Raw genomic sequence first — 24974 nt, 5'->3', positions numbered from 1 at the left:
TTAGTTACTTAATCAACCGACATCTTTGTGCAGGTATACATCTTTTGAAGGATAAGGGAAATTGATACCCTCCTCATCGAATTGCTCTTTAATACGTTTCGTAAGGTCATATTTTAATGACCAAAAATCTTCTTTTTTTGCCCAAGGACGAACAATTAGATTTACAGAGCTGCCTCCAAGTTCAGAGACGGCAACTTGCGGTTCGGGATCAGCTAGCACACGATCCTCCTTTTCAAGAATTTCGTTAATTGTTTCCATGGCATGATCGATATCATCATCATAACCAAAACCAATGACCAAATCTAAGCGCCGCTTCTCGTTGACAGACATATTTTTAATATTATTCCCCCATACATTGGAGTTGGGCAAGACAACAGCCACATTGTCAAAGGTGTTAATCTTTGTTATTACCAGTCCTATCTCCTCTACTGTGCCTGATGTACCGGCAATATCTACTGAATCACCCACATTAAACGGCCGCATCACCAATAGCATAACCCCCGCAGCAACATCCGAAAGGGTACCCTGCCATGCCAAACCGGCTGCAAGTCCTGCGGCTCCTAACACCGCCACGAGGCTTGCTGTTTGAATGCCCACCATATTCAGTACAAAAATTACGACAACTGTAAGCCCTAATATCTTTGTGAGCTTTGCCAACAACGGAGTTAAGGTGTCATCGATAGTTTGGGAGCTTTCACAGTGGCGTCGTACTTTCTTGCTAAACCATCCCGCCACGGTCCATCCTACCACTAAAATTAATATTGCCCCTGCTACTTTTAAGCCGTATTCAACTAACTGGGGCATCATTTTCTCGAGAATTGAACGAAATTCTTCCATACTTTTAGCAATCTGTCTTGAATTTAAACTGTAAATAAAAAAGGCAGCACATTAATGTACTGCCTTCTTCGATAAAGAAAAATACCTATTTATCCCTTAACGATTTCTCGAATTTCGGATATGCCTTTTTTTACGTCGCCCCAGAGCTGCTCGGTATCAGACTTAATATCCTCAAAGGTTTTATCCCCGGAATCCTTAATCTGATTGAGCTTCAATTTAAGGGCTTCACGCTTTTTTGATAACACTTCAATTCGCTCTTCGAGCGTTGCTTTTAGATCTTGTGATTCTTTATTGGCTTTTGCTTGCAACTCATCGATCTGCGTATTCCACTCTCTGAGCTTATTTTCTAACTTATTAATGTATTCTTCTCGGGTAGCCATAATGCTCAAGGGTTAAATTAGTATTTCAATAAAGCCCATTGCTATTCGAGATGACTTCGTAACATCCAGGCTGTTTTTGAGTGAACATGAAGCCGTTGAGTCAACAGATCTACTGTTGCCTCATCTTCGGCTTCTTTTGCAGGTTCCAGCGCCTGTCGTGCGGTACGCAGTACCTGCTCATTGCCTATTGCCAGTCGTCGAACCATCTCCAAAGCTTCGGGTTCTTCGGACTCCTCTTCAATAGAAGTTAACTCATTAAATTCTTTAAATGTTCCCGGAGCACGATATCCCAGCGCACGAATTCGTTCTGCAATCTCATCTATTGCATCAGCGAGTTCGGTATATTGTTCCTCGAACTGTTCGTGCAAAGAGTGGAACAGCTCACCGGTTACATTCCAGTGATAATTGTGCGTTTTAAGATATAGCAAGTATGAATCTGCTAATACCCTTGACAATGCATCGGCTGTTGCTTTTCGGTCTTCTTCAGCAATCCCAATATTAATATCCATCTCTTTCTTTTCTATTGTTGTGGTACTCATTTCTGAACACCTCTTGCCTGTTTAATTATTTGTTGCAGTTACAATTCCATCTACACTCTTTTGTGCGATCTGTAACTTCAAATATTTCTGCAATTAACTCACAGAGTAACTCTTTAAATACTTGTATAACCATAACTTTTTGTTGCTGGTAAATTGTTGAATTATCACTACATGAATATCGAGGTATTCATTCCAACACACCAATAGAAGGTATTTATAAGACAGATAGGAAGTAACTTATACCGGAAGATATATAACCGGCTTGCTAGCCGGAATGTTTCTCTTTATTCCATCGGAAACGATCAATAAGACGAAGCATATCAGCAGGTATCTTTGCTTCGCACTTTACTGTTTTTCGTTTTCGGGGATGCTTAAAAGAGAGGCGATAGGCGTGGAGGGCCTGCCGGTCAATCAGGGGTTCTTGCTTCTCTTCGGGCGCATAGTGTTGATCTCCAACCAATTGATGACCGATCTCCTCGAACTGCACCCGAATCTGGTTTTTGAGCCCCGTATCAAGTTGAACCTCTACCAACGTATTATCAAAAAATCGTTCTTTCACCTTATATGATAACCGGGCAGGCGTGGCTCCGTCCTCATCCGGGTCAACCACGATATTACGAAATCCATCCTTGATGAGCTTAAGGTGATGTTCAAGCGTACCTTCATCTTTCTCTACGATACCCCGCACAATAGCAAGGTAGGTTCGCTTGGGGTCATGATTGCGAAACTTTTCATAGAGATCATCATAGGCCCTTTTATTTTTTGCAAACACCATCAGGCCACTAGTATACCGGTCAATACGATGCACGCACCCTACCCGAACTCCATGCTTGCCAAGATGATCGGCAACCAGGTCGTACAGATTTTTAACATTGCTGTCTGGGATAGGCACAGCCAATAAACCGGCAGGTTTATCCACTACAAAAATATCCTTATCCTGCTCGACAATATAGAATGGACGTTTTTTTGCAGCCATAACGCGAATAGTATAAAAATAAAGATAGAGATTGCCTGTAATTTAGGCGTCTATATCGTGTACCTCTTTAAGAATCGCTTTCGCTTCTTTATCATCACCTTGCATTACTTTGTGCTGCAGGTTGGTTACAATTTCTTGCTGTGCATTTTCAAAAGCCAACTCCTTAGCCTGTTTTTTTGTGCCTGTACGCAGCAGCTCAAAAACATCATCTGCACGAATAACACTGTATAACTTGTCCTCATTAAACGCATGAGAACGCAACTCTTCATATTCTTCAAAGAGTTTGGGAAATTCTGACGTTTGCTCAGCGCGATCAATAACCTCAACATCTTTGGGGCCTTCTGCGCTTAGAGGTATTTTGCAGAGATAGAAAAACTTGTGCTCATATTTCATATTCGAACAACCTTAATCTTTTATAATGCTTTCAAAAGTTATATCGCTTTAATGTAAGAAAAAATCTTCGCACCTTCTTAAAACTTCGCGATCAAATATAAGCATCTAATTATATAATTCAGCATGCACTTTAAAGGATATATATACCAACTCTTTCTTCCCTTGTTTATCATTACGGCATCTGTGTTATCCGGGTGTGCTACCTCTTCTTCTGCACAACAGACAATGGCTCCAGAACAATTAAATGGCACCCCAGAAAACAGAATAGTCCCCAATGATCAGGGAATGTGGCTATTGCCCCAAATTGATGGCATCCTGTACAAAGCATTGAAAAATAAAGGGCTTAAGCTGGCAAAGTCTACGCTGTATCATCCTGAAAAAGCATCGTTGAACCAAGGTATTGTGCGTATAAATATCAATGGCAGCAGCAGTGGCACCGGAGCCTTTGTATCGCCTAAAGGGCTTATCCTCACCAATCACCGCATTGCATACGATGGCAAAACTTCGGCAAGCATCATTAAAAACAATTATCCAAAAACCGGATTCTATGCTGACGCTATGGATTCTGAACTCCCCCTGGAAAACTATACCCTGTATATTCCGATTGAACAGAAAGAAGTAACCCACCAGATCCAGTCCCAGCTTCCTGACACTCTAACCTATTATGAACAACAGCAACAAACACAATCTATAAAGAAAAGGCTCATTGCCCAACGCAAGGACAGTACCGACGATCTCATTGTAGAGATTAACGATTTTTGGTCGGGGAATCGCCAATTCATGTCGGTATATAAAGTAATTCAAGACGTGCGTCTTGTGCATCTGCCCCCCAAAGCAGTAGCGGAATACACCAACGCACCCCTGGCCTGGAGCTGGCCCACTCACGGTGGAGACTATGCTTTTTTACGAGCCTATGTAGACACCAATGGACAAGGCAGCTCATATGATGACGCAAACATCCCCTTCCAGCCTGCCACTCACCTTCCAATTGATACTTCTGGGGTTGCTGCTGATGATTTTACCATGACCTTAGGATTTCCGGGGCAAACATATAGGAACGAAAGCAGCTTTTCTTTTGAGTTCTATAAAAATCATCGAAATCCGGTTCTCCTCGACTCTTATCGAGCCATACTCAAAAGCCTGCAATATGCGGACGAGCAAGATTCCGGAACCGCTATTAAGAATACATCCAGGCGCGCGTCAATAGCTAACGTACTCGCATACTACCGAGACGTACAGCACGGGTTTGAAAAGCATAATATTATCGAAAAAAAACGCACTCTGGAAAAGGATTTCGAAATGTGGGCACGAAAAGATTCTCTGCGATTTCTACGATACCGGAGGGTGCTTAAACAGCTCGACCAGGCTTATGACATCGCCTCTCAATCAGGTGATTTATTATACGGATTAGTACAAGCCATAAATAATAACAAACTGCTTAAAATAGCGGGATTTTATAACGCATACCGTCGCCACAGGGGCGATTCTGCCAATACAGATCTAACACAAAAACAAAAAAAGAACCTCATCACTCAGCATAAAAAGGTATTAGAGAATATCAATATCGAAGCACAAAAGTTGATGCTCTCTGAAATGCTGTATTCACAGGCTACACTGCCCGATGGTAAAGTAATGTTCTATCTTATACGCCTATTCGGCGGGGCCGAAAAGCAAGATCTTAAACAAGAAATCACAAACTATGTAGATTCTCTGGAACAACAATCGTTTATATTTGATCTTACAAAAGCCAAAAAGTTTGTCGATCTCCCTATCGACAGTGCCCGGGCCACCCCTGCTGATCCCATGGTAGAACTCTACAAAAAAATGTTTGAAACCTACCAGTTTAGTCGAAAAAACTATTTGCAACATGTCCCCTACCTGCGACCCGCCCAACGCCGGTATGCCGAGGGAATGCTGGCCTTTAAAAACGACACCTTGTCTTACCCTGACGCAAACTCAACGCTTAGACTCAGCACTGGACATGTTACCGGCTATAAAAATACCGAAGGAACATACCACAACCCATTTACAACTCCCAGTGAACTCGCTGCTAACAGCACCAAATCAGCAGCTCTAAATAAATATATCCAATTATCCACCTATGCTGATTCTGTTGATTCGCCGGTCATTAATTTTTTAACCAGTAATGATATAACCGGGGGTAACTCGGGCAGTCCTGTGCTAAATAAAGATGGAGAAATTGTGGGGCTGGCCATCGGCAGCAACCCCAAAGGGGTAATTGGCGACTATCATTATAACCGAAAATTCAAACGAGCAATTAATGTAGACATCAGATATATCCTCTTTCTTCTAAAAGAAATTTCTGGGGACGATCGTTTGTTAAAAGAAATACAAATAAGCTCAACAATTCAGAAAAGCACGACCCATAAATAGAATCAGTAAAACTTTAAATACCCATACATTAAAGTGACAGTAAAGCATGTCATTCGAAATTATTTTCGTATTTGCCCTGCTTGGACTTGCATTATTTCTTTTCGCAACCGACTACGTATCATTTGATGTAGCTGCCTTAATACTACTGGTCTGTCTTTTGGCTTCTGGAATACTTACCCCTCAAGAGGGATTTGCCGGCGTCAGCAATCCTGCCACTATAACTATTGCTGCAATGTTTGTCATCAGCGAAGGGTTACGGAGAACCGGGCTACTTAATAAAGCCGGAAACTTCTTTTGTGAAAAGATGAAGCGTAACTTCTGGCTCTGGCTTTTTGTGATGCTATTGTTTGTAAGTTTTGCCTCTTCATTTATGAACAATACGGCAGTAATTATGATATTTATCCCTGTCGTTATTGATATTGCTGCCAGAATTGGGGTCAGCGCATCCAAACTGCTAATGCCCCTGGCCTTTGCAGGCATTATGGGAGGAACCCACACCCTGATCGGCACCTCAACTAACTTATTAGTTAGCTCTATTGTTCAAGACAGAGGGGGGCAGGGATTTGCCATGTTCGATTTTATGCCCATGGCGCTCATTTTCCTGAGTGCCGGCTTTATCTATATGTATTTGATTGGTGTAGACCTAATTCCACCGCGCCGAAAAGATGAAGACTTAACTGCCGATTTTAAAATGCAGGGCTACCTTACTGATCTCAAAGTCAAAGAAGAGTCAAACTTAATCGGCAAATATTTGGATGAAGGAGGACTTACTGAGGAGCTCGACCTCGATGTACTCCGAATATTCAAAACTAAAAGTGATGCTTCCGCTCAACGTACAGAAACAAAAATAGAGGCCGGAGACATCTTGCGGATACGAGGTAGTGCCTCCGAAATTGACAAGCTTTTACGACGTGAGGATCTTGCACTTATTCCCAGCAAAGAGTGGGTAGACATTGATCTAAAGCATGGACGAGATGCTCTAGTTGAAGCAGCGGTAGCACCGGAATCAACATTACATGGAAGAAAGTTGAGTGATATTAACTTTTACGAACGTTTTGGGGCCGTACCCCTGGCCATTCGTCACCACGGAGAATTAAAACAAGAAGAGCTCAGTAACATTAGTCTGGCTGGGGGCGACACCTTACTACTTAGCATGAGTACCGAACGAGTTCACGAAATAAGTAACGATCCCTCATTTGTAATCTCCTCGGAAGTTGACATCATGCGTCCCCGCACCGATAAAACGTATACCGCCGTGGGGATATTGGCAGCTGTAGTGGGCGTGGCAGCTTTCGACTTAATACCTATCATGGTTAGTGCCCCGGCCGGGGTTATCATGATGATACTAACCGGCTGTATTACAACTGAAGAGGCCTATACCGCTGTTAACTGGAAAGTTATCATGCTGCTGGTGGGAGTGCTTCCGCTGGGTACTGCAATGGATAAAACCGGTGCTGCCGGGCTTATAGCCGATTCTATGATTACTATGCTCTACGACTTTGGCCCCATTGCTGTACTATCAGGATTTTACCTATTTACCATGATGATAACAGCCATCATCTCTACAAATGCATCGGTAGCACTATTGGCGCCCATTGCCTTTGAGGTAGCCAATCAAATAGGGGTAAATGCAGAACCAATGGTACTTGCCGTTAGCTATGCTGCATGTTTAACTTTCATCACTCCCTTTGGGCACCATGCGAATACACTGGTTTATGGATCAGGACAATATGAGTTCACAGACTTTACCAAGGTAGGGCTACCCTTAAATCTACTTTTTTGGATCTTGGCTACCATATTTATCCCTCTTATCTGGCCTTTATAAGCTTCACAATTGAATAACAATTATTCCCAGACTGTTGTACTGCTTAATACAAACAAGTTGAATTATCTTAGAACCATTGCCAATGACTTCAATTACCTTGATCCTCTTGGACTTGACCATTTCCAACAAACTTATCTTCTGCTACAACAGAATGCTCTGTAGGGCCATCTATTTTAAAAGTGATAATACACAAACACCTCCCGATACATAATTCAGAAACGGGAACAGACTCAAATAATTATTAAACTACCAGCAAGTATTTAGTCAAAATTTAACTGCGGGTGCCATAAAATCGACTAATGCCATGAATGTGGATCCGTATCCCTTTTTATTTGCCGTGACCTTTGCAGCATCACTCAGTTTTATTACGCCCTTTGGATACCAAACAAATACCTTGACTTACGGGGCAGGGCAATATAACTTTAGTGACTTCACTAATGTTGAATTACCTTTGAATATTATCTTCTGGATACTAGCGACAATCTTTATTCCGATATTTTGGCCTTTTTAGTATATGAATGAATGGCTCAAAAAAACGTTTAGGATTTCAGGATGGTTGCCTGAGTATAACAACCAAAAGTTTCGTGGCGATCTTACGGCAGGCCTTACCACCGGGGTCATGTTCATCCCCCAAGGAATGGCTTATGCCGTTATTGCAGGCGTTCCACCTATCTATGGGCTTTACGCCGGGGTAATCCCATTACTGATCTATCCCCTTCTTGGCACCTCGAAAACCCTTTCTATTGGGCCTGTTGCTATCGATATGCTAATTGTTGCTGCCGGGGTTTCTTTGCTTGCCGAACCCAATACCGAGCGTTATATCACCCTTACCATATTGCTTACGATGATGGCCGGAGGGCTGCAACTGCTGATGGGATCGATGCGCCTGGGGGCCGTGTTCAATATTTTCTCCCGCCCGGTTATTGCCGGCTTTACCTTAGCAGCTCCCCTTATTATTGCTGCCAGTCAGCTCAATAACCTGCTGGGGATTGAACTCCCCCAAACACAATATGTGATTGTTATTATCGAAGAGGTTCTCAGGAATATTGACCAAATTCACTTGCAGACTTTTCTTTGGGGAGGTGTTGCTATAATCTTGCTAGCTACTATAAAGCATATAAAGCCAATATTTCCGGCCTCCGTCCTTATTTTGGGCGGCAGTATTATCATCTCTTGGGGCATAAGTGCTGGGAATGTAGGTATTCAACTGGTAGGAGATATTCCCATGGGGTTACCTTCTTTTGCCTTACCGGAAATAAATTTTAATAATATGAGGGAGCTGCTCCCCACAGCCCTTACTCTTGCGCTTGTACAATTTATGAGCGTAGCATCACTGGGACAAACATTTGCCAAAAGAAATAATTATATCATTGATGCTAATCATGAACTGATAGCAATCGGTGCTTCCAACTTCTTCGGAAGCTTATTCAAATCCATCCCCGTATCCGGCAGCTTTTCACGTTCAGCGGCATCAGATCAAGCCAATGTTAAAACACCACTGGCAAATGTTATCACTTCGGCAGTAATAATAGCAACGCTACTGCTGCTCACTCCTATCTTCTATTACCTGCCCATGCCCATACTGGCAGCAATTATTATTGTATCGGCTCTCAACCTCATTGACATTTCAGAATTTAAGTTCCTTTACACTACCAAACGAAGCGAAGGTCTTATCGCTATCTTTACAGCTGTCTGCACATTGCTAATTGGAATACAAGAGGGTATTCTACTCGGCGTTGTTGCTTCTATGATCCATATGCTCTATAAATACAGCCGCCCCAATGTAGCTGAACTTGGTATTTTACCTGGTACCCGTCTATTCAAAAACCTGGAACGACACCCCGAAGCAAAACCGATAGACGGTTTGATGATCTTACGGGTAGATGCCTCTTTCTCTTTTGTAAACGCTGACTTTTTCAGGGATTATATCATTGAAAAAAGTCGGGAACGGAATAAATCAACGCATTATGTAATTATCGACGGAAGCACCATCAACTTACTCGATACTACCGCGGTTGAGCAGATCAAAGCGATGGTGGGCACGCTAAAGAACTGGGATATTGAACTATATATCTCCGGCCTCAAAGGACCGGTGCGGGATGTTGTCAACAAATCCGGACTGCGCGAATACCTGGGAGAAGATCACTATTTTAGAGATCCGCATGAAGCAGTATCGCATATCTTAAAAAAGATGGACAAAAAAGATGAAAAGTCACGCCTGGATGACTACAAAGATGTAACCGGCTAAACTTGTAATTTAACTCAGGTTATTTAGGATTTTGGGAATCATCATCCACTGGAAACGAGCAGTTCCCGCCTTTACCTGCTCCCATTTAATAGCCGGATGCTCTATGCAAACCAATGCCCCCGTCGGCATACGCGCCGTGTACCGCCCTTCCCCATTACAAAAAATCGATACTGTTTCTTCTAATAAAGGATTATGCCCTATCAATAAAATATGATCAATCTCCTCCGGGGCATGTTGAATAACACTCAAATAGTCGCGGGCACCGCCGTAGTATAAATCTTTGTTCCAATGAACTTTTGCTGAATCAATACCTGCCGTATCTATGAGCAACTCGGTAGTCTGTCGGGCACGTTTTGCCGGTGAACTTTCTATATAACCGGGCATTGTGTTGGCCTGCCTGATAAACGTTCCCAGCCGTGGCGCATCTTGCTGACCTTTTTCAGCCAGTGAGCGGTCAAAATCTTTAACACCGGGCCCAGCGTGAGATGACTCTGCATGTCTTAAAAGCATTATCGTTTTCATAGAAACAGTTTGTGTTATAGCATTTGCTGTAGGCATTTAAGCAGCCAGCTATCTATCCTCTTGTAGTTTCATTTACTACACAGCATTTGCCTTTAAAATATGTTTAGGTGCAAAAAATGTGAGTGTTGCTCCTCTTGCTAACATAAACAATGTCATTGCTAACCAAAGGGCGTGGTTCCCTAAATACAAAACGCCAATAGCATAAGCCGGCAAAAACACAATCAACGTAGCTACAATCATGGAATCACGCATAGGGCCGGTAGCAGTAGCTCCAATAAAAACGCCATCCCAGATATAAGAGAAACTACTTACAACGGGACCTGCAATCGTCCAAAGAAAATAAACCATCGCAGTATCAATCACATCTTTTTGATCGGTAAAGAGCCATAAGATTTGGGTATCGAAAATAGCATACACTGCCGACGCAAGCACCCCGATGCCCGTTCCCCATATAAAACAGTATTTTACTGCCAGGTTTATCCGCTTTTGCTGACCTGAACCGGTATAACGCCCAATAAGACTTTCCGCGGCATAAGCAAAACCATCAATCCCATAAGAAACCATCATCCAGAGCTGGAGCAAAATTGAATTTGCTGCCAACACAACATTCCCGAATTCCGCCGACTTGGCGGTAAAAAAGGAAAATGTGAAGATGAGGCAGAGCGTGCGAATAAAAATATCACGGTTGACGGAAAAGAATTTCTTCATAGCTTTTACTTCCATCAGCAGCTCGTGCACATACCCTTTAAACCAATCCCGGTATTTATAAAGCAGCAGTATAACGGCAAGCGTGAGGCCGGCATAACGTGCTATCAGGGTACCCATTGCCACACCATCTACATTCATATTCATGCTATAGACAAAGAATACATCCAGTGCAATGTTCAAAGCATTCAGAAATATCGTTACGATCATCGGGTAGCGTGCGTTCTGCATCCCCAGAAACCAACCATTGATCGCATAAAGACAGAGCGTTGCCGGAGCGGTAAAGATTCGTATCTCAAAATAGATCCGGGTGTACCGTTCTACTTCGGGAGATGCCTCAACAACCCAAAAGCTAAAATCAGCAATCCAAGCCTGCAGCAACACAATTAATATCCCAAAAACACCTGCAACAGTGAGGGCACGAGCCAGCGTCATAATACTGTCGGTTTTCTCTTGCTCTCCAAAAGCCTGTGCGGTAAGTCCGGTTGTACCCATCCGTAAAAAACCGAATCCCCAGAAGATAAAATTGAAGATCATGCTGCCTACAGCAATGGCTCCCAGGTAATAGGCTTCATCCAGATGCCCTACCAAGGCGGTATCTACCGCACCCAATAGAGGTACAGAAAGGTTACTGATGATGTTGGGGATCGCCAGGTTCAGGATTTTCCGGTTCAACGAATCGAGATATGAACTTTAGTCTTTGGGGTTATCATCGTAGAGGCGTTTTCTCAGCCTTTTTACAAAGCGCTCAATATAACCCAATCCAAACAGAATTACGATTGCTATAACGGTAAGCACCCCGGCTAACAGATACTGTTGTAAAGCAACGGTAATTCCAATAGCTGCTGCGTACAGAATAGAGGCCGCGGTCGTAAGCCCCTCAACCGTTTCTTCCTGATTTCTAAAAATAATAGTTCCGGCCCCCAAAAAACTAATTCCGGTAATGATAGCCTCCATAATACGAATGGGGTCAGCCTGTATAGCATCAACTACCGAACCAGTGCTATAGTTAATAATCATGATATCGCCCAGCACTACCAGCAATGAAGAAGCCCCTGCAACAAGCATATGTGTCCGCAAACCCGCCGGTTTTCTTGCCAGTTCCCGCTCTAATCCCATTAGCCCACCAAGAAACATTGCAAATATGACTTTGGCTGTCGGTATTAAAACAAAGTTAACATCCATGCCACTCTTCTTTTATTATCTTGTTACTATGTAAGACTAATATTATTACGAATTCACCAATTATGGAATTAAGCTATTGGCAGAGTCGCTGGAAAAAAGATAATACCGGCTGGCACATGGAGACGGTATATCCACCGTTGCCCAAGCTTTGGTCCCATTTATCTATTGACAAAAATTCTCGGGTTCTTGTTCCGCTTTGTGGAAAAAGCAGAGATATGGGGTGGTTTTTGGAACAGGGACACGCTGTAACAGGTATTGAGACCTCAACAAAAGCGATAAACGAGCTCAAAGAAAAATACTCTGGGGAATTTACCAAAGAACAGAGCCACGGCTTTACTATTTATACCACTGACCGACTAAGATTATGGCAAGGAGATTTTTTAAAGCTCCCCTCTCAACAGATTGAATCCCCTGCCATTATTTATGACAAGGCAGCGATCGTTGCCTTACCCCCGGCAATGCGCAAAGAGTATGCACAAAAAGTACTGGAACTGTGTAATCCCGAAACTCAGATTCTACTCCAAACCTTCGAATATGAACAAGGGGAAATGAACGGTCCTCCTTTTTCAGTAAAAGAAAAAGAGATTCGCAAACTCTTTGGTAACAGCTTTTCACTGAACCTTCTGCACGAACAGCCTAAGTTTAAAGAATTAAAGAAATTTCAACAGCGTGGTCTGTCTTCATACCTCACAGAAAAGATTTTTTTGCTAACACCTCCATAGAGGCCCTCTTTTTACACTTTTAGCAAAAAATTAGAATATGACACTGATAGCAGCATTTTGCAGATCTAGTTGCATATCAACAAGTCGGAATGTATTTTCAAAGTCATATTTTCGCAAAACACTATAATTACACATTTACCGGCACATGGATGTACAAAAGCGTAATCAACTGTTAAGTATTGTACTGGGTATCATTATTATCGGCCTGGCATATTGGCTGTACCAATCTATTGTAGGCCCTTACCAAGAAGTTATTGAGCGCGAACAAATGACAGAACGTGTTCGCCACCAGATGGGCAATGTTCGTGAAGCACTCATCCAATACGAACGTACCAAAGGTGATTTTCCTCCAACAGAGGGTGGGCTCGACTCATTGGTTCAGTTTCTGAAAACGGATTCTGCAATGATCGCTAAAGGAGATTCCCTGCTCAAACCTTTACGACCCAACGAATCCTATAATCCCGATTCCCTGATTTATTCTCCACGTCCACCGCATCCTAGATTTGAATATACCCTGAACGACACACTTCGTCCTCAGATTTACTTATTGAAAGATCCGGCAACCGACGATAAAATTGGGTCTCTTGAAAAAACGACCAGGCTTAATTCTGGCAACTGGGAATAATTTTGCATGAAGGATCAATATCCTAGTCTAGGGCTCTGCTTTTTTGGTAAACGGTTGTATTATGCCGTTAACGACCCCTCCGAACCACAAAAACTTGCCCGGATAGGATCTTATGACTTCAATATTGATGTAACCGAGACGCTGCTCGGGAATACCGAGCAGCATTTTCGGGGCATTAAAGAAACCGTTACCCAGCTTAAAAAAGAATACGATATTCAGCGCCTTCGTGTTCTATCCTTTCCCACCCAAGAATGCTGGACCACCGTTCCCAAAATTGTTTATGACAATTCTGACGAGCGTGAAAAGCATATCAGTATCCTGATGAGTGGAGTAGAACGCAAAAAGATTCACCCTACCTGGTACAATCTCAGCAATCAGGACTACAAATTCCTACTCCTGCGCAACAGTGATTCGATGCACTTAATGCAAGAACTTGCTTCGGACACCTCCACGACCGACCTGATTAGTGATTTTGAAATTGGCACTCGCTGGGTGCGCCATGCCAATCCGGGCGGTTCTTTTATGAACATATGCTGCTTTAATAACTGTATTTCTGTTTCGTCATTTATTTTGGGAAAGCTCCGGGGGGCAACCTTTATTGCATATGATAATATTGATGATCTGCCCTACCTGTGGTTACAGCGAACCAAAGAGTTAAGCTGGATGAAAGGCCTGCACGAAGAGATTTATGTCTATGGCCCAGAAGCTTATCATACGATAGAAATACTAAAACCCTTTTGGGATGAAGCCGGTACAGTCACCAAAATGGATACGCTCGACAAGATACAGATTGAAGCTGACGAAGAAACTTATGGGTTTAACCTGGAAAATGCCTATCCGGCTATGATGCTGGCTCTCGACCACACTTAACAACCCCCACAGCTGTGATCTACTAAGCTCGACACTATTATTTTTCTTACCTTACCAGCTAAATGATTTTCAATACCAAAGTGATCCAGTATGCGTATTATTACCGGCCTGCTTAAAGGGCGACAAATAACAATCCCCAAAACATTAAAAGTGCGCCCCACATCTGCACGAACCAAAGAGGGATTATTTTCCATATTGGAAGCACGTAAATATATCCGGGGTGCCCATGTGCTTGACCTTTTTGCCGGCTCCGGTAATCTCGGTATTGAAGCCATATCGCGCGGTGCCCAAAAAGTATTATTTGTCGACAGCGACCGCCGTAATACCGATCATATAGAAAAAGTAAGTGAAGAGTTCGGTATTTCTGATCAAATTCGCACAGCCAGCACTCCTGTAGAACGTTTTCTGGAAGGCATGCCTCTTCCTTACGACATCATATTTTCTGATCCCCCCTATGATTTCCCCATGATGCATGAAATGGTTGATGCCATAACCTCCAATGGGTGGCTGGCAGAAAATGGCTGGTTGATTCTCGAGCATGACAAACGTCATAACTTTACTGACCATCCCCACTGTGCCTATTATAAAGAATACGGACGCACTCATGTGAGTATTTTTCTGGCAGAAGAAGGAATAGAATTCTAAAAAAATCGCTTTTTATGGAAACGTTGGCTCTATACCCCGGCTCTTTTGACCCCATCACCTATGGCCATTTGGATATCTTAGAACGTGCAACCGACCTTTTTGATAAGGTAATCATTACTATTGCTGTCAATAAACAAAAGGAAACGGTGTTTTCCGGGGATGAAAGGGAGACGCTCATCGAAGAGTGCCTGGATGGTGAAGAATGGGCCAAAAGAGTAGAAATTCAACAGTTTACCGGCCTTCTTGTCGATTTTGCCAAAGAAAAAGGAGCCCAAACCTTGGTCCGCGGTGTTCGCCAAGTTTCCGACTTTGAATATGAATTCCGTATGGCACTGACTAATCGGCGACTGGCTCCCGATGTGGATACCGTTTTTCTGATGCCCAACGAACAGCTCACCTTTATTTCTGCCTCCCTCGTCAAAGAGATTGGCTACTGGGATGGCGACCTCTCCTCTTTTGTGCCTGATCATGTAGCCAAAGCTTTACGAGAAAAGTTCAATGAGCAGTGAGCTGAAACTGCTTTTATAAGCAAGAAAGTAACTCATGAGCGCAAACGTCCAGCTTATGCTAAAATAGTTGGTAGTATCATCGCACACCAACGAGACACTCACGCGATGACGATCAGCCACAAAATTTCTTAGAAAGATATAACATACCATCACAAAGTGGCTTTAGAATTAGAGTACACTTTTTTCTATTTTCAGTTCTGCAATAATTTTACCCATCAATGAAGAACAAGACCATGATCTCAAAGCGCGCCCAATCGGTTTCTCCCTCAGAAACGCTTAAAATTTCTGCCAAAGCAAAAGAACTTGCACGACAAGGAAAATCAATTATATCGCTAAGCGCAGGGGAACCCGACTTTAATACTCCTAAACATATTTGTGACAATGCCATCAAAGCAATAAAAGATGGATTTCACGGCTATACGATGAACACCGGCACCCCGGAACTGCGTGAGAGTATTTCTAACAAGCTAAAGCGCGACAACAACTTAGATTATGCCCCCTCTCAAATCGTCTGTACAAATGGTGCAAAACAGGCCTTAGGCTTTAGCATACTTGCCATGGTTGATGAAGGAGATGAAGTTATTATTCCTGCCCCATACTGGGTCTCTTATCCCCAAATGGTGAAAGTGGCCGGAGCTACACCGGTAACGGTACGTACCTCCTTTGAAAATAACTTTCGCATAACCGCAGAGCAACTTGAAGAAGCAATTACGGAAGATACCAAAGCTTTTATGCTCTGTTCTCCCTCGAACCCTACCGGCACCTGCTATACCGAACAGGAGCTCAAAGAGCTGGCCGAGGTGCTATCCAAATATCCGCAAGTCAATATTATTTCGGATGAGATATATGAATATATCGTCTTTGAAGGTGATCATGTAGGCATACTGAATGTAGCTCCGGAACTGAAAGATCGAACCGTCTTAATTAATGGCTTTTCTAAAGGCTTTGCGATGACAGGCTGGCGCCTGGGGTACCTTGCTGCGCCCCAACCGTTTGTTGATGCTGTGGCCAAAATCCAAAGCCAGGAAACCTCTGCTCCCTCCAGCATCTCTCAAAAAGCAGGTGAAGCAGCATACACCGGAAGCCTCGACCCTATTCACGAGATGCGGGATTCCTTTAAAAAACGTCGCGATTTTATTGTTGATGAACTTGCTGATATAGAGGGGGTAAAATGCTTCAAACCATCAGGGGCTTTCTACGTATTCCCCGACATATCGCAGTACCTGGGCAGTACCTCTGCTAAGGGTAATACGATAGACAGTAGCACCGACTTGTGCATGTATCTTATTGAAGAACACGGCCTGGCAGCTGTACCGGGTGATGCCTTTGGTGAACCCAATGGCATTCGCCTGAGTTATGCTTCATCGATGGATGATCTCAAAGAAGCAATGAATCGACTGCAAAAAGGACTGAAAGAGTTGTCCTAAACTGAAATTTTGTACAAATAGACGAGTTTGGCACATTTTATGCTAGTATCAGGTGCTAAACCACAAAAGAATATTTAAATCTTATGCCTACGTATAAATACAAACGAGAAGACGGAACAACTTTTGAAGTACGACAAAGTATTAATGCTGATGCGCTTGAAGAGTGTCCTGATACTGGTCAAAAAGTAAAACGTGTTATCAGTGGCGGGGGTGGCGTAGTCTACAAGGGTGACGGCTGGTACGTTACAGACTATAAGGACAGCGATCGCAAAGAAAAACGCGCCAAAGAAGCCAAGAAAAAGAATGGAGAAAGTACGGCATCAAAAAATGGTTCTGTCAACGGTACTGCCGAATCTTCTTCCACAACAAAAAGTACATCCGGTTAAATTGTGAATTCAACTCGCTCCGAAACACATGAAGAAGCATTAGAGCAATTTGTATTGCTTTGGGGCGAGATGGCATCTGCCTGGGGTATTAATAAAACGATGGCCCAGATTCATGCCCTGCTCTATGCCGAAGCCGATCCCCTCGACACCGACACTATTATGGATCAGCTGGATATCAGCAGAGGCAATGCCAATATGAATTTGCGTAACCTTTTGCAGTGGCAGCTTATCCATAAAGTGCACTTTAAAGGGAAACGCAAAGACTACTTTACCGCTGAAAAAGATGTTTGGACCATCGTTTCCACTATCATCCGGGAACGACAACAGCGTGAGGTCGCTCCCATCCGGGAAAATCTTAACGGCACGCTCGACCTGCTGGAGGAAAAGGGGGATCTTTCGGATGAGGAACAAGCATTCCAGGAACGCATTGAGAACTTTACAGAATTCCTGGAAATGTTTGAACGGTTTACCGAGGCCCTGCTGCCTTATATCAACAAGAAGAATCTTAAGTTTCTGAAGCACCTGGTAAAACTGGCCGAAATGAAACACTCTATTACCGGAACCAAAGCCGGGATTAATCCACCTTCTGACAGTGATGAGTAAAAAAACAAGCCGAGAAATTGGGGACGAAGGCGAAGAACTGGCCACGGCATACCTGGAATCCAAGGGCTATACCATTCTCGAACGCAACTACCACTTTGAGCATGCCGAAGTGGATATCGTAGCCTATAACAATACCTCACACATCGTTTTTGTAGAAGTCAAAAAACGCTCTACAAACCGATATGGCGATCCGGAAGAGTATGTAGACGAAGAAAAAATCCAGAATGTATACAAAGCGGCCGAAGCCTGGCTCTATGAACGTAAAATGGACGGATCCCCTGTTCGTTTTGATGTGATTGCCATCCTACAACAAGAGAATGAGGCACCGGATATCAAACACTATGAAAATGCTTTTCGACCAGGCAGGTAATAATAACTTTTTTTAGATGCTTATTAAGCAACTGCATCTTAGCTGCCAAGCTGTGCATTGCCTATAACGCGTTCTATGGCGGGCTTGCCGGTTGACCAATACCAACTTACGCCCAAGCCGGTTATGATATGCCAGATACCCCACCAAGCTGCTACCAGAGCCATACCACCAAGCCCATCAAAGAAGTTGAAGATGAGTAACAAGCCTAAGCCTGAATTTTGAATGCCCGTTTCAATAGCCACTGACCTGCGATCTTTCTCAGGAAGACTGAATATTGAGGCCAAACCATAGCCCCCTGTCAGAGCAAAAGCGTTATGAAAGAAGACAAGCATAATCACTAAATGCACATAGCTTATAAAGTTTTCGAAATTCATGGCAAAAGCTACGAGTACAAAGCCCGCAAAAAACAATATCCCAAAGCCCTTTATCCATTTAGATATCTTTTGAGCTAAATCTTCTTGCCATTGCCGCACCGTCATCCCTAAAATCAACGGTGCTCCAAGAATTAACCCTATTATTTTAAAAACCTGCCAAAGATTAATATGTATATCCCTCATAATTTGATGCGTTGGCTCATATAAACTGGCCCAAATAGTAAAGTTGAAGGGTGTCATAATAATAGCCAAAGAAGTAACAACCGCTGTCATGCTCACCGAAAGTGCTGCATTTCCCTTAGCCAACAAAGAGAAAAAGTTGGAAATATTCCCGCCCGGGCAGGCTGCTACCATAAACATCCCCAGGGCCAGACTTGGGTGGGGCTCAAAAAAAAGTACCAATGAAAACGTTATGGCCGGCAGTAAAACAAATTGAGAAAAAAGACCAACCAATGTCGATTTCGGATTTTTCAGCAGGCGGCGAAAATCATTGACAGATAATTCAAGAGCCACACCAAACATGATGATTGCCAAAGATATATTCATCACCAGCAAGCCGCCCTCCCCTAAGTTCAACCGAATGGTATCAATAGATTCACCCATAATTATATCTTAATCTACCGGTATTTTTATTAAATACACTTGTCATTATAAAACGATATTACTCTATCACCACATTCGGGCGAAGCTTCTGCATTGTTTTAGGCCCAATACCGTGAATATTTCGCAACTGTTCAATATCTGTAAAGCGTCCATGTTGTTCTCGGTACGCCACTATTCGCTTGGCATAGGCCGGACCAATACCCGGTAACAGATCTAAAAGAGACTCATCTGCAGTATTAATATTGATGGGAAAAGCATCGGATGGCTCAACCTGCCCACCCATAAGCTGGGCCCGCAAATATGTCTTCCCTATTTTTTCGGGATGTTTCCAGAGCCCTTTCTTGCTGTTTTCCGCTTTCTGCTCATACTTTTTGAACATTCGTACGGAATCGGGGTGCTGCGCAAAATAGTTAGAGAACCTGCCAAAGCCTTGTCTCAGCAAATGTCTATTAAGGGCAACGGAGGTTCCCTTATCTTTAAGTGTTACATACGCTTGAAATGCCCCAAACCGAGCCTCCGGGCTTTCCCCCGACGGACCCTGTAGCCTTACCTTTTTGCCGGAAATAAAATTCCGCACATATTCCGAGGCCTCAACCGAATAGTACTCCGATGAATCATTCCCGGCATATATTCGTGGCATATTTACACCCAAAAACCGAACATTGTATTCGAAACCCGGGGCCACTTCAATAGCAAATTGACTGCCGTCACTAACCTCCTTAACCTTATACCATCGCTCACTGTCAATCGGTGGTGCCGGAATAGGTGCCTGCCCTTGTGCCCGCCTGACAACCCCAAGAAAGTCTTGGTAATACTGATTGGTAATACGGTCTGAATGAATAATCAGCAGATTTTCGTCATTATTTACTTCGGCATTTTTAGAGAAGTTATACGAGCCGGCAATAGTTATTGCTGAGTCCAAAGAATCAGGGTGGTTGGAATCGACCAACATAACTTTGTGGTGTAGCTTGCGCATCTCTTTGGCAGGCAAAATCATACGGTTTGAAAGCTTTGCCTCTCGGGAAGCCCAGATATCCCCGTTACTTTTATAGCGATAGTAAAACATCGGATCGATAACTCCATTTAACACTATTTCTCCGGTAGCCGACATCTGCCAAATTGTTCTGCTTAATGCAATAGAGGGGGTAATTGCAAAGGCTTGAAAAACGACATCGTGTTGTGCTTCTTTCCGGATCACCTCCACCAGACGCTTCATGATGCTTGGCTTGGTGTCAGTGCGGTTTATGGGCGCAAAATACACCTCTACTTTTGTGTTATCTACATAATAAACATGGTCGCTTACCTCTTTTTTATCTTTGTGATACAACGCACGCCCCGGGTTGGGCAGGGCATCAGTACCGCCCCACATCTGCTCAAACTCTTTAAGATAGGCTTCGGCAATACCACTATCTTTTATAACAATGGTATTATTGGTGTTGTAAGCCCCCGTGTAAGTCATGTTGGTAGATCCGGTCCAAACTATATCATCCTGCGGAGTATTACTTTTAGCATCAATTACTGCAAACTTATGGTGCATATCGGCCCCCGAGTTCGTAAGAGAATGATCCACGATACCCCCATCTTCCTTGTAGACGTCTCCGTCATCATCTATAGAAGTTATATCTGCCTTACGCAATATAGCCCACATGGTGGAATCGATCTGTTTTGCATCAGTACGATTGTAGTTATCCGTAACCACCCGTACTCGCACACCTCGTTCTTTGGCTTCGGCCAATGCCCGGCCGATACGAGCATGCTCCAGATCATAAATGGCAAGATCCACACTATGTTCGGCAGATGCTATAAGTGATTCTAATGTACCTATCAGGTCAGCGTTGCTATTACTCATATTGCCCGGTTGGGCTACTGAGTAATCAGCAGGCATATTAAAATATACCTTTATCCATTCTACACTACTGCTGTCTGCTTGTACAGCAAGGGTAGAATTACAAAGAGGCCCAGCCATGAACAGAAGTACCAGCAAAAACTTCTTAGCGATCATCGAAATTGTTTTTCGTCTATAAATTGTAGTATTTTTGAACTGAAATGTACGACAATAAGATGCCATAAAGCAATTGCCTCAATGAACCTTCAGCTTTTAAATCCCTTACGTTGGCGCAAATCGTTCCTGGTTATCATACTGGGAGGCTTTTTGCTTATTTGGTTTACTTTTATCGATACCTACAGCATTTGGACACGGATTGAATTAAATCAACGCAAAAACGAGCTTCAACAAAAAAAAGAAACACTTAAAAAGGAAACGGTTGTTCTCAAGAAAAAAATTAAAGACCTAAAAACAGATCCTTTTCTATTAGAACGTATTGCTCGTGAAGAGTATGGTATGAAAAGAGAAGGAGAATATATTTACAAAATAAAAGAAATACATTAGTTGTCCCCATTCCCGCTTCTTTACTCTTCACTTCTTAGTTGTTCTGCCTTATACTATAGCCCTCTTATTTTTGTTAATAATATTCCAACAATCTTTATAACTCTGTTATAGCAACAGTACGTACATGAGCAGATTTATTACATACAGTACCTTTTTTACGGGCATGTTACTGTTGCTATTATTAGGGCTGGCTTCTCCCCTGGTGGCCCAGATCGAAAGACCGCCTGTAAGAAATCAAGAGGCTATCCAGAATGATACTACAAGAACTTCAAAGCGGGCTAGTGCTCAAACCCCTCAACAAGAGGGGCAGATTAATTTCCAGGCCAGCGATTCACTGGTTTTCAACAACAGAGAAAATCGAATAGCAACGCTTTATGGTTCCTCGTCGGTAGTCCATAGTTCAGGGGAGTTACAGTCTGGTAAAGTGGCAATGAATCTCGACAGCTCCCTTGTTAGTGCCACTACTCAAACTCCGCAAGATACCCTGTCTCAACCGGTATTAATTCGTGAAAACGACCGCGTCCGCAGCAATAAAATTGATTTCAACTATAAAACCGAAAAGGGGCGTTTTGAGGTCGCTCGCGTTGAAGTACAAGACGGTAACTTAATTGGCACAAAAGTAAAGAACACCGGGCGAGATGTAGTATTCCTTGAAGACGCTATCTATTCAACCTGTCAACTGGATCATCCTCACTATTATATCCAAGCCAAGCGAATGAAGGTGGTAGAACGCGAAAAAATATTTTTTGAACAAGCACGCCTCTTTATTCTGGATATTCCCTATCCGCTTGTATTTCCTTTTGGCTACCTGCCGGGTAAATTTGATAAAAAACAGTCGGGTATTCTTGAACCTACCTATGCCTTCCAGGACAGGCAAAATCGAGGTATTGGGCTGCAAAATCTGGGGTGGTTTCAATATTTTAATGACTACTTAACCGGTCAGGCTTCTTTTGATATCTTTACATCAGGTGATTTTTTCGTCGACAGCCGAGTGAGATATCGCGTGCGTGATAAATTAAGCGGGAATATTCGCATCGGGTATTCTCGTAACAATAGTGGGCTGGAATCTTCTGACCCAGACTTTAGCAGTAGGGTTTCCAAAGAGATTAAGGTGAGTCATAATCAAGACTTTTCTCCCTATGCCAGTTTTAATTCAAGCATTCATTTAAGAACCGAAGACTTTAACAAAATTAATTCCAATGATCCTACAGCAATAGCAGAAACAGACGCCAGCTCAAGTATCAATTACAAATACCGGCATCCGGAAAGTGTGTATTCATTAAATGCATCTATTCGGCAGAACCAAAACTTTGCTAATAATACGACAAAAATTACAGGACCTGAATTAAACTTCAGCCTAAATAGATTTTCTCCTTTTAAAAATGAAGAGACGACCGGGGATGATGACAAATGGTACGAATCTATATCAGTTAACTATGACAATACATTTAACTCTAAGTTCAAGTATCGTCCCGAACGTGCAGATTCTGCCCGCTACAATTGGTTCGAAGCATTAAAGGATCCTGACAAATATCGTAAAGCTACAGGAAATACCGATCACTATCGCTTTGGCTTCAAACAGAATGCCGGAATAAGCATGAATCAACTTCTGCCAAACCGCTTTTTGAATACCAGCCTAAATCTAAACTATAACGATTATTGGTATCCCACGACCACGCGAAAATCTTTTAACAGTGACTCTGTCGAAGTTGTAGAGCGCCAGGTAAGAGGGCTCACTAGTGCGCATGAATTCAATACCAGCCTAAACTTTTCTACTCGAATTTATGGACTGATGAACCTTAATCTTGGAAATCTAAAAAGCTTCAGGCATACCTTGAAACCCTCGATCAGCCTTAGTTATCGGCCTGACTTTAGCAACGACCTGTGGGGCTACTATCGTACCGTACAAACAGATACCGTCAGCCAACCCGGAGACCCTGTACCAACTGAACGTTATTCAATATTTGAGAATGAAATATTCCGTGGACCGGGACAAGGAGAACAGCGCCAGGTAAATTTCAGACTTGGAAATGTATTTGAAGCAAAATCTGTAAAACGCGACTCCACGGGCGAAAAGAAAGAAGAAGTTATTAACCTTATTGATCAGCTTGATTTTAGCTCAAGTTATAACTTTGCAGCAGATAGTCTAAAGCTATCCGATTTACGCTCTAACCTCCGGGCAAAAATTTTGCCCGGCATGAACATTAATGCCAGCGCTAACTTTAATTTTTATGAGCGAAATTCAGACGGCAATAAAATTGATGATTTTCTCGTAACGAACTCAAGCAAGCTTATGGAGCTTACTCGATTTAGAATTAGCACCAGTTACTCTGTTCAACTTGGAGAGAGGGGATTTCAACCCAACACAAATCCGCACTACCCGGCAAACTATAACCCGCTAAACCAAAGTATTTTTCGGCCGGTTGATCCGCACTTTAATACCCAACCCGTCCAGGATTTTAAATCTCCCTTCTCCTTTTCAATCAACTTCAGCTATAATTGGCGTTTAAATCCTACAGGCAAAAACAATACAACTGCAACTATAAATGCCCAAAACATAAACTTAAAACTTACCCCAAAATGGGATTTTCGCACCCAAATTGGGTATGACTTCATTCAAAAGGAACTCACTCCTTCCCAGTTTTCGTTAAACAGAAAGCTTCACTGCTGGGATCTCTCTTTTACAATGAATCCTTTTGGCGATAGAAAGTATTATTTCTTTTCACTGCGGATTAACGCCAGTCGATTACAAGGAATCATTCAGAAGCTACCGGGCCTCAACAACCTTGAAAGGGGATCGCGGGGAACCGGGCGTTCACCACGTGGATTTGGCGGTGGAAGTTTTTAGTCTTCTCGATTTTCTAGATGCTTCAACACATATTTCCCCAGAATATCGAACTCCAGGTTTACGGTATCACCACTTTGTTTGGTGTAGAGATTAGTATGCTCATAGGTGTAAGGAATAATAGCGACCTGGAAACTATTACCCTGTTCATTGGCAACTGTCAAACTAATACCATCTACAGCAACACTGCCGCGACCTACGATTAACCCAGAATGCTTGGGGGGATACTCAACCGTAAAAAGCCAATCCGTGCCCTCTTGTTCAATACTGGTTATCGTACCGGTAGCATCAACGTGCCCCTGTACAATATGACCATCCAGCAACTGATCGGGACGTAGTGAACGCTCCAGATTTACCATTGATTCTTCTGAAAGATCCCCAATATTCGTTTTCCTGAGCGTTTCCTCCACACTTTGTACTGTAAAAGAAGCTTCATTACACGCAGTTACGGTATGGCATACCCCATTGATGCTAATACTTTGGTCAACTTCTAACTTGTCAGCAAAATCAGCAGAAATAGTGATCTCCTTTCCACCTTCAAGGTCAATAGCTTTTTCAACGGTACCAACTGATTTTATTATTCCTGTAAACATTGTGTTATC

At 42.9% G+C, this 24974-nt stretch carries 26 protein-coding genes; 15 read left to right on the top strand and 11 right to left on the bottom strand.

Annotated features, from left to right (window positions below; genetic code table 11):
• Nucleotides 1-12: 12 nt before the first annotated feature.
• The 5 genes from G3569_RS09915 to G3569_RS09895 all read right to left on the bottom strand — a co-directional run bounded on the left by G3569_RS09915 (nt 13) and on the right by G3569_RS09895 (nt 3125).
• Nucleotides 13-837, bottom strand: a complete 825-nt coding sequence (locus G3569_RS09915) for a mechanosensitive ion channel family protein (RefSeq protein WP_165268642.1) — start codon at nt 835-837, stop codon at nt 13-15.
• A gap of 89 nt (nt 838-926) precedes the next feature.
• Complete coding sequence (locus G3569_RS09910; protein WP_165268640.1) at nt 927-1217, bottom strand: sll1863 family stress response protein; 291 nt, start codon at nt 1215-1217, stop codon at nt 927-929.
• A gap of 41 nt (nt 1218-1258) precedes the next feature.
• A complete protein-coding gene (locus G3569_RS09905; protein ID WP_240894679.1) occupies nt 1259-1756 on the bottom strand; it encodes a Dps family protein in 498 nt (165 codons plus the stop codon).
• A 265-nt stretch (nt 1757-2021) separates the two neighbouring features.
• Nucleotides 2022-2732, bottom strand: a complete 711-nt coding sequence (locus G3569_RS09900; RefSeq protein ID WP_165268638.1) for an RluA family pseudouridine synthase — start codon at nt 2730-2732, stop codon at nt 2022-2024.
• Between the two features lie 42 nt (nt 2733-2774).
• On the bottom strand, nt 2775-3125 hold the full coding sequence (locus tag G3569_RS09895) for a hypothetical protein (RefSeq protein WP_165268636.1): 351 nt from the start codon (nt 3123-3125) through the stop codon (nt 2775-2777).
• Nucleotides 3126-3248: 123 nt separating this feature from the next.
• On the opposite strand from G3569_RS09895, the gene G3569_RS09890 reads away from it, so the two are divergent.
• The 4 genes from G3569_RS09890 (at nt 3249) to G3569_RS09875 (ending at nt 9592) form a co-directional block, all read left to right on the top strand.
• Nucleotides 3249-5519: a S46 family peptidase gene (locus G3569_RS09890; protein ID WP_165268634.1), complete on the top strand. Its 2271-nt coding sequence runs from the start codon at nt 3249-3251 to the stop codon at nt 5517-5519.
• Nucleotides 5520-5565: 46 nt separating this feature from the next.
• Nucleotides 5566-7344 (top strand): SLC13 family permease, encoded by a 1779-nt coding sequence (locus G3569_RS09885; protein ID WP_165268632.1) that lies wholly within the window; start codon nt 5566-5568, stop codon nt 7342-7344.
• 304 nt (nt 7345-7648) lie between these two features.
• The gene (locus tag G3569_RS18925) at nt 7649-7855 is read left to right on the top strand and encodes a transporter permease (RefSeq protein WP_165268630.1); all 207 of its coding nucleotides are present in this window, start codon (nt 7649-7651) and stop codon (nt 7853-7855) included.
• A 3-nt stretch (nt 7856-7858) separates the two neighbouring features.
• On the top strand, nt 7859-9592 hold the full coding sequence (locus tag G3569_RS09875) for a SulP family inorganic anion transporter (protein ID WP_165268628.1): 1734 nt from the start codon (nt 7859-7861) through the stop codon (nt 9590-9592).
• A gap of 9 nt (nt 9593-9601) precedes the next feature.
• On the opposite strand, the gene G3569_RS09870 is transcribed toward G3569_RS09875, so the two are convergent.
• From G3569_RS09870 to G3569_RS09860, 3 genes are all read right to left on the bottom strand, one after another.
• Complete coding sequence (locus G3569_RS09870) at nt 9602-10114, bottom strand: SixA phosphatase family protein (protein ID WP_165268626.1); 513 nt, start codon at nt 10112-10114, stop codon at nt 9602-9604.
• 75 nt (nt 10115-10189) lie between these two features.
• Nucleotides 10190-11494 carry an MATE family efflux transporter gene (locus G3569_RS09865; RefSeq protein WP_165268624.1) on the bottom strand — a complete coding sequence of 435 codons (1305 nt, stop codon included), beginning with the start codon at nt 11492-11494 and terminating at the stop codon, nt 10190-10192.
• Between the two features lie 18 nt (nt 11495-11512).
• Nucleotides 11513-12004: an MgtC/SapB family protein gene (locus G3569_RS09860; protein WP_165268622.1), complete on the bottom strand. Its 492-nt coding sequence runs from the start codon at nt 12002-12004 to the stop codon at nt 11513-11515.
• 62 nt (nt 12005-12066) lie between these two features.
• On the opposite strand from G3569_RS09860, the gene tmpT reads away from it, so the two are divergent.
• The 9 genes from tmpT (at nt 12067) to G3569_RS09815 (ending at nt 18161) form a co-directional block, all read left to right on the top strand.
• Nucleotides 12067-12726, top strand: coding sequence for a thiopurine S-methyltransferase (gene tmpT, locus G3569_RS09855; RefSeq protein WP_165268620.1), 660 nt, complete (start codon nt 12067-12069; stop codon nt 12724-12726).
• A gap of 145 nt (nt 12727-12871) precedes the next feature.
• Complete coding sequence (locus G3569_RS09850; protein ID WP_165268618.1) at nt 12872-13351, top strand: hypothetical protein; 480 nt, start codon at nt 12872-12874, stop codon at nt 13349-13351.
• Between the two features lie 6 nt (nt 13352-13357).
• A complete protein-coding gene (locus G3569_RS09845) occupies nt 13358-14221 on the top strand; it encodes a hypothetical protein (RefSeq protein ID WP_165268616.1) in 864 nt (287 codons plus the stop codon).
• Nucleotides 14222-14311: 90 nt separating this feature from the next.
• A complete protein-coding gene (gene rsmD / locus G3569_RS09840) occupies nt 14312-14866 on the top strand; it encodes a 16S rRNA (guanine(966)-N(2))-methyltransferase RsmD (RefSeq protein ID WP_165268614.1) in 555 nt (184 codons plus the stop codon).
• A 14-nt stretch (nt 14867-14880) separates the two neighbouring features.
• Nucleotides 14881-15375 carry a pantetheine-phosphate adenylyltransferase gene (gene coaD / locus G3569_RS09835; protein WP_165268612.1) on the top strand — a complete coding sequence of 165 codons (495 nt, stop codon included), beginning with the start codon at nt 14881-14883 and terminating at the stop codon, nt 15373-15375.
• Nucleotides 15376-15593: 218 nt separating this feature from the next.
• Entirely contained in the window at nt 15594-16802 is a 1209-nt protein-coding gene (locus tag G3569_RS09830; protein ID WP_240894678.1) for a pyridoxal phosphate-dependent aminotransferase, read from the top strand.
• A gap of 83 nt (nt 16803-16885) precedes the next feature.
• Nucleotides 16886-17188, top strand: coding sequence for an FmdB family zinc ribbon protein (locus G3569_RS09825; protein ID WP_165268610.1), 303 nt, complete (start codon nt 16886-16888; stop codon nt 17186-17188).
• A 3-nt stretch (nt 17189-17191) separates the two neighbouring features.
• On the top strand, nt 17192-17791 hold the full coding sequence (locus G3569_RS09820) for a GbsR/MarR family transcriptional regulator (RefSeq protein WP_350356556.1): 600 nt from the start codon (nt 17192-17194) through the stop codon (nt 17789-17791).
• Complete coding sequence (locus G3569_RS09815; RefSeq protein WP_165268608.1) at nt 17784-18161, top strand: YraN family protein; 378 nt, start codon at nt 17784-17786, stop codon at nt 18159-18161. The genes G3569_RS09820 and G3569_RS09815 overlap by 8 nt, the downstream gene beginning before the upstream one ends.
• A 38-nt stretch (nt 18162-18199) precedes the next feature.
• Here the strand turns inward: G3569_RS09815 and G3569_RS09810 are convergent, their stop codons facing one another.
• Together G3569_RS09810 and G3569_RS09805 are read right to left on the bottom strand one after the other, a co-directional pair.
• Nucleotides 18200-19138 (bottom strand): bile acid:sodium symporter family protein, encoded by a 939-nt coding sequence (locus G3569_RS09810; protein WP_165268606.1) that lies wholly within the window; start codon nt 19136-19138, stop codon nt 18200-18202.
• A 58-nt stretch (nt 19139-19196) separates the two neighbouring features.
• Nucleotides 19197-21140, bottom strand: a complete 1944-nt coding sequence (locus G3569_RS09805; RefSeq protein ID WP_165268604.1) for a phospholipase D-like domain-containing protein — start codon at nt 21138-21140, stop codon at nt 19197-19199.
• An 81-nt stretch (nt 21141-21221) separates the two neighbouring features.
• Here G3569_RS09805 and G3569_RS09800 point away from each other — a divergent pair, with 81 nt between their 5' ends.
• Both G3569_RS09800 and G3569_RS09795 read left to right on the top strand, forming a co-directional pair.
• Nucleotides 21222-21527, top strand: coding sequence for an FtsB family cell division protein (locus G3569_RS09800; RefSeq protein WP_165268602.1), 306 nt, complete (start codon nt 21222-21224; stop codon nt 21525-21527).
• Between the two features lie 124 nt (nt 21528-21651).
• Nucleotides 21652-24375 carry a putative LPS assembly protein LptD gene (locus tag G3569_RS09795; protein WP_165268600.1) on the top strand — a complete coding sequence of 908 codons (2724 nt, stop codon included), beginning with the start codon at nt 21652-21654 and terminating at the stop codon, nt 24373-24375.
• Here the strand turns inward: G3569_RS09795 and G3569_RS09790 are convergent.
• Complete coding sequence (locus G3569_RS09790; RefSeq protein WP_165268598.1) at nt 24372-24965, bottom strand: riboflavin synthase; 594 nt, start codon at nt 24963-24965, stop codon at nt 24372-24374. The genes G3569_RS09795 and G3569_RS09790 overlap by 4 nt on opposite strands.
• Nucleotides 24966-24974 lie beyond the last annotated feature (9 nt).

Origin of the sequence: Fodinibius halophilus, from assembly GCF_011059105.1 — a bacterium.
Taxonomy (GTDB): domain Bacteria; phylum Bacteroidota; class Rhodothermia; order Balneolales; family Balneolaceae; genus Fodinibius; species Fodinibius halophilus.
Note: the sequence above shows the minus strand (reverse complement) of the source record. Positions and strands in the feature narration are given on the sequence as shown.

What these genes read in the sequence shown, in the direction of transcription:
- G3569_RS09915 (WP_165268642.1), bottom strand. Translation starts at nt 837, where the DNA reads ATGGAAGAATTTCGTTCAATTCTCGAGAAAATGATGCCCCAGTTAGTT.
- G3569_RS09910 (WP_165268640.1), bottom strand. Translation starts at nt 1,217, where the DNA reads ATGGCTACCCGAGAAGAATACATTAATAAGTTAGAAAATAAGCTCAGA.
- G3569_RS09905 (WP_240894679.1), bottom strand. Translation starts at nt 1,756, where the DNA reads ATGAGTACCACAACAATAGAAAAGAAAGAGATGGATATTAATATTGGG.
- G3569_RS09900 (WP_165268638.1), bottom strand. Translation starts at nt 2,732, where the DNA reads ATGGCTGCAAAAAAACGTCCATTCTATATTGTCGAGCAGGATAAGGAT.
- G3569_RS09895 (WP_165268636.1), bottom strand. Translation starts at nt 3,125, where the DNA reads ATGAAATATGAGCACAAGTTTTTCTATCTCTGCAAAATACCTCTAAGC.
- G3569_RS09890 (WP_165268634.1), top strand. Translation starts at nt 3,249, where the DNA reads ATGCACTTTAAAGGATATATATACCAACTCTTTCTTCCCTTGTTTATC.
- G3569_RS09885 (WP_165268632.1), top strand. Translation starts at nt 5,566, where the DNA reads ATGTCATTCGAAATTATTTTCGTATTTGCCCTGCTTGGACTTGCATTA.
- G3569_RS18925 (WP_165268630.1), top strand. Translation starts at nt 7,649, where the DNA reads ATGAATGTGGATCCGTATCCCTTTTTATTTGCCGTGACCTTTGCAGCA.
- G3569_RS09875 (WP_165268628.1), top strand. Translation starts at nt 7,859, where the DNA reads ATGAATGAATGGCTCAAAAAAACGTTTAGGATTTCAGGATGGTTGCCT.
- G3569_RS09870 (WP_165268626.1), bottom strand. Translation starts at nt 10,114, where the DNA reads ATGAAAACGATAATGCTTTTAAGACATGCAGAGTCATCTCACGCTGGG.
- G3569_RS09860 (WP_165268622.1), bottom strand. Translation starts at nt 12,004, where the DNA reads ATGGATGTTAACTTTGTTTTAATACCGACAGCCAAAGTCATATTTGCA.
- tmpT (WP_165268620.1), top strand. Translation starts at nt 12,067, where the DNA reads ATGGAATTAAGCTATTGGCAGAGTCGCTGGAAAAAAGATAATACCGGC.
- G3569_RS09850 (WP_165268618.1), top strand. Translation starts at nt 12,872, where the DNA reads ATGGATGTACAAAAGCGTAATCAACTGTTAAGTATTGTACTGGGTATC.
- G3569_RS09845 (WP_165268616.1), top strand. Translation starts at nt 13,358, where the DNA reads ATGAAGGATCAATATCCTAGTCTAGGGCTCTGCTTTTTTGGTAAACGG.
- rsmD (WP_165268614.1), top strand. Translation starts at nt 14,312, where the DNA reads ATGCGTATTATTACCGGCCTGCTTAAAGGGCGACAAATAACAATCCCC.
- coaD (WP_165268612.1), top strand. Translation starts at nt 14,881, where the DNA reads ATGGAAACGTTGGCTCTATACCCCGGCTCTTTTGACCCCATCACCTAT.
- G3569_RS09830 (WP_240894678.1), top strand. Translation starts at nt 15,594, where the DNA reads ATGAAGAACAAGACCATGATCTCAAAGCGCGCCCAATCGGTTTCTCCC.
- G3569_RS09825 (WP_165268610.1), top strand. Translation starts at nt 16,886, where the DNA reads ATGCCTACGTATAAATACAAACGAGAAGACGGAACAACTTTTGAAGTA.
- G3569_RS09815 (WP_165268608.1), top strand. Translation starts at nt 17,784, where the DNA reads ATGAGTAAAAAAACAAGCCGAGAAATTGGGGACGAAGGCGAAGAACTG.
- G3569_RS09810 (WP_165268606.1), bottom strand. Translation starts at nt 19,138, where the DNA reads ATGGGTGAATCTATTGATACCATTCGGTTGAACTTAGGGGAGGGCGGC.
- G3569_RS09805 (WP_165268604.1), bottom strand. Translation starts at nt 21,140, where the DNA reads ATGATCGCTAAGAAGTTTTTGCTGGTACTTCTGTTCATGGCTGGGCCT.
- G3569_RS09800 (WP_165268602.1), top strand. Translation starts at nt 21,222, where the DNA reads ATGAACCTTCAGCTTTTAAATCCCTTACGTTGGCGCAAATCGTTCCTG.
- G3569_RS09795 (WP_165268600.1), top strand. Translation starts at nt 21,652, where the DNA reads ATGAGCAGATTTATTACATACAGTACCTTTTTTACGGGCATGTTACTG.
- G3569_RS09790 (WP_165268598.1), bottom strand. Translation starts at nt 24,965, where the DNA reads ATGTTTACAGGAATAATAAAATCAGTTGGTACCGTTGAAAAAGCTATT.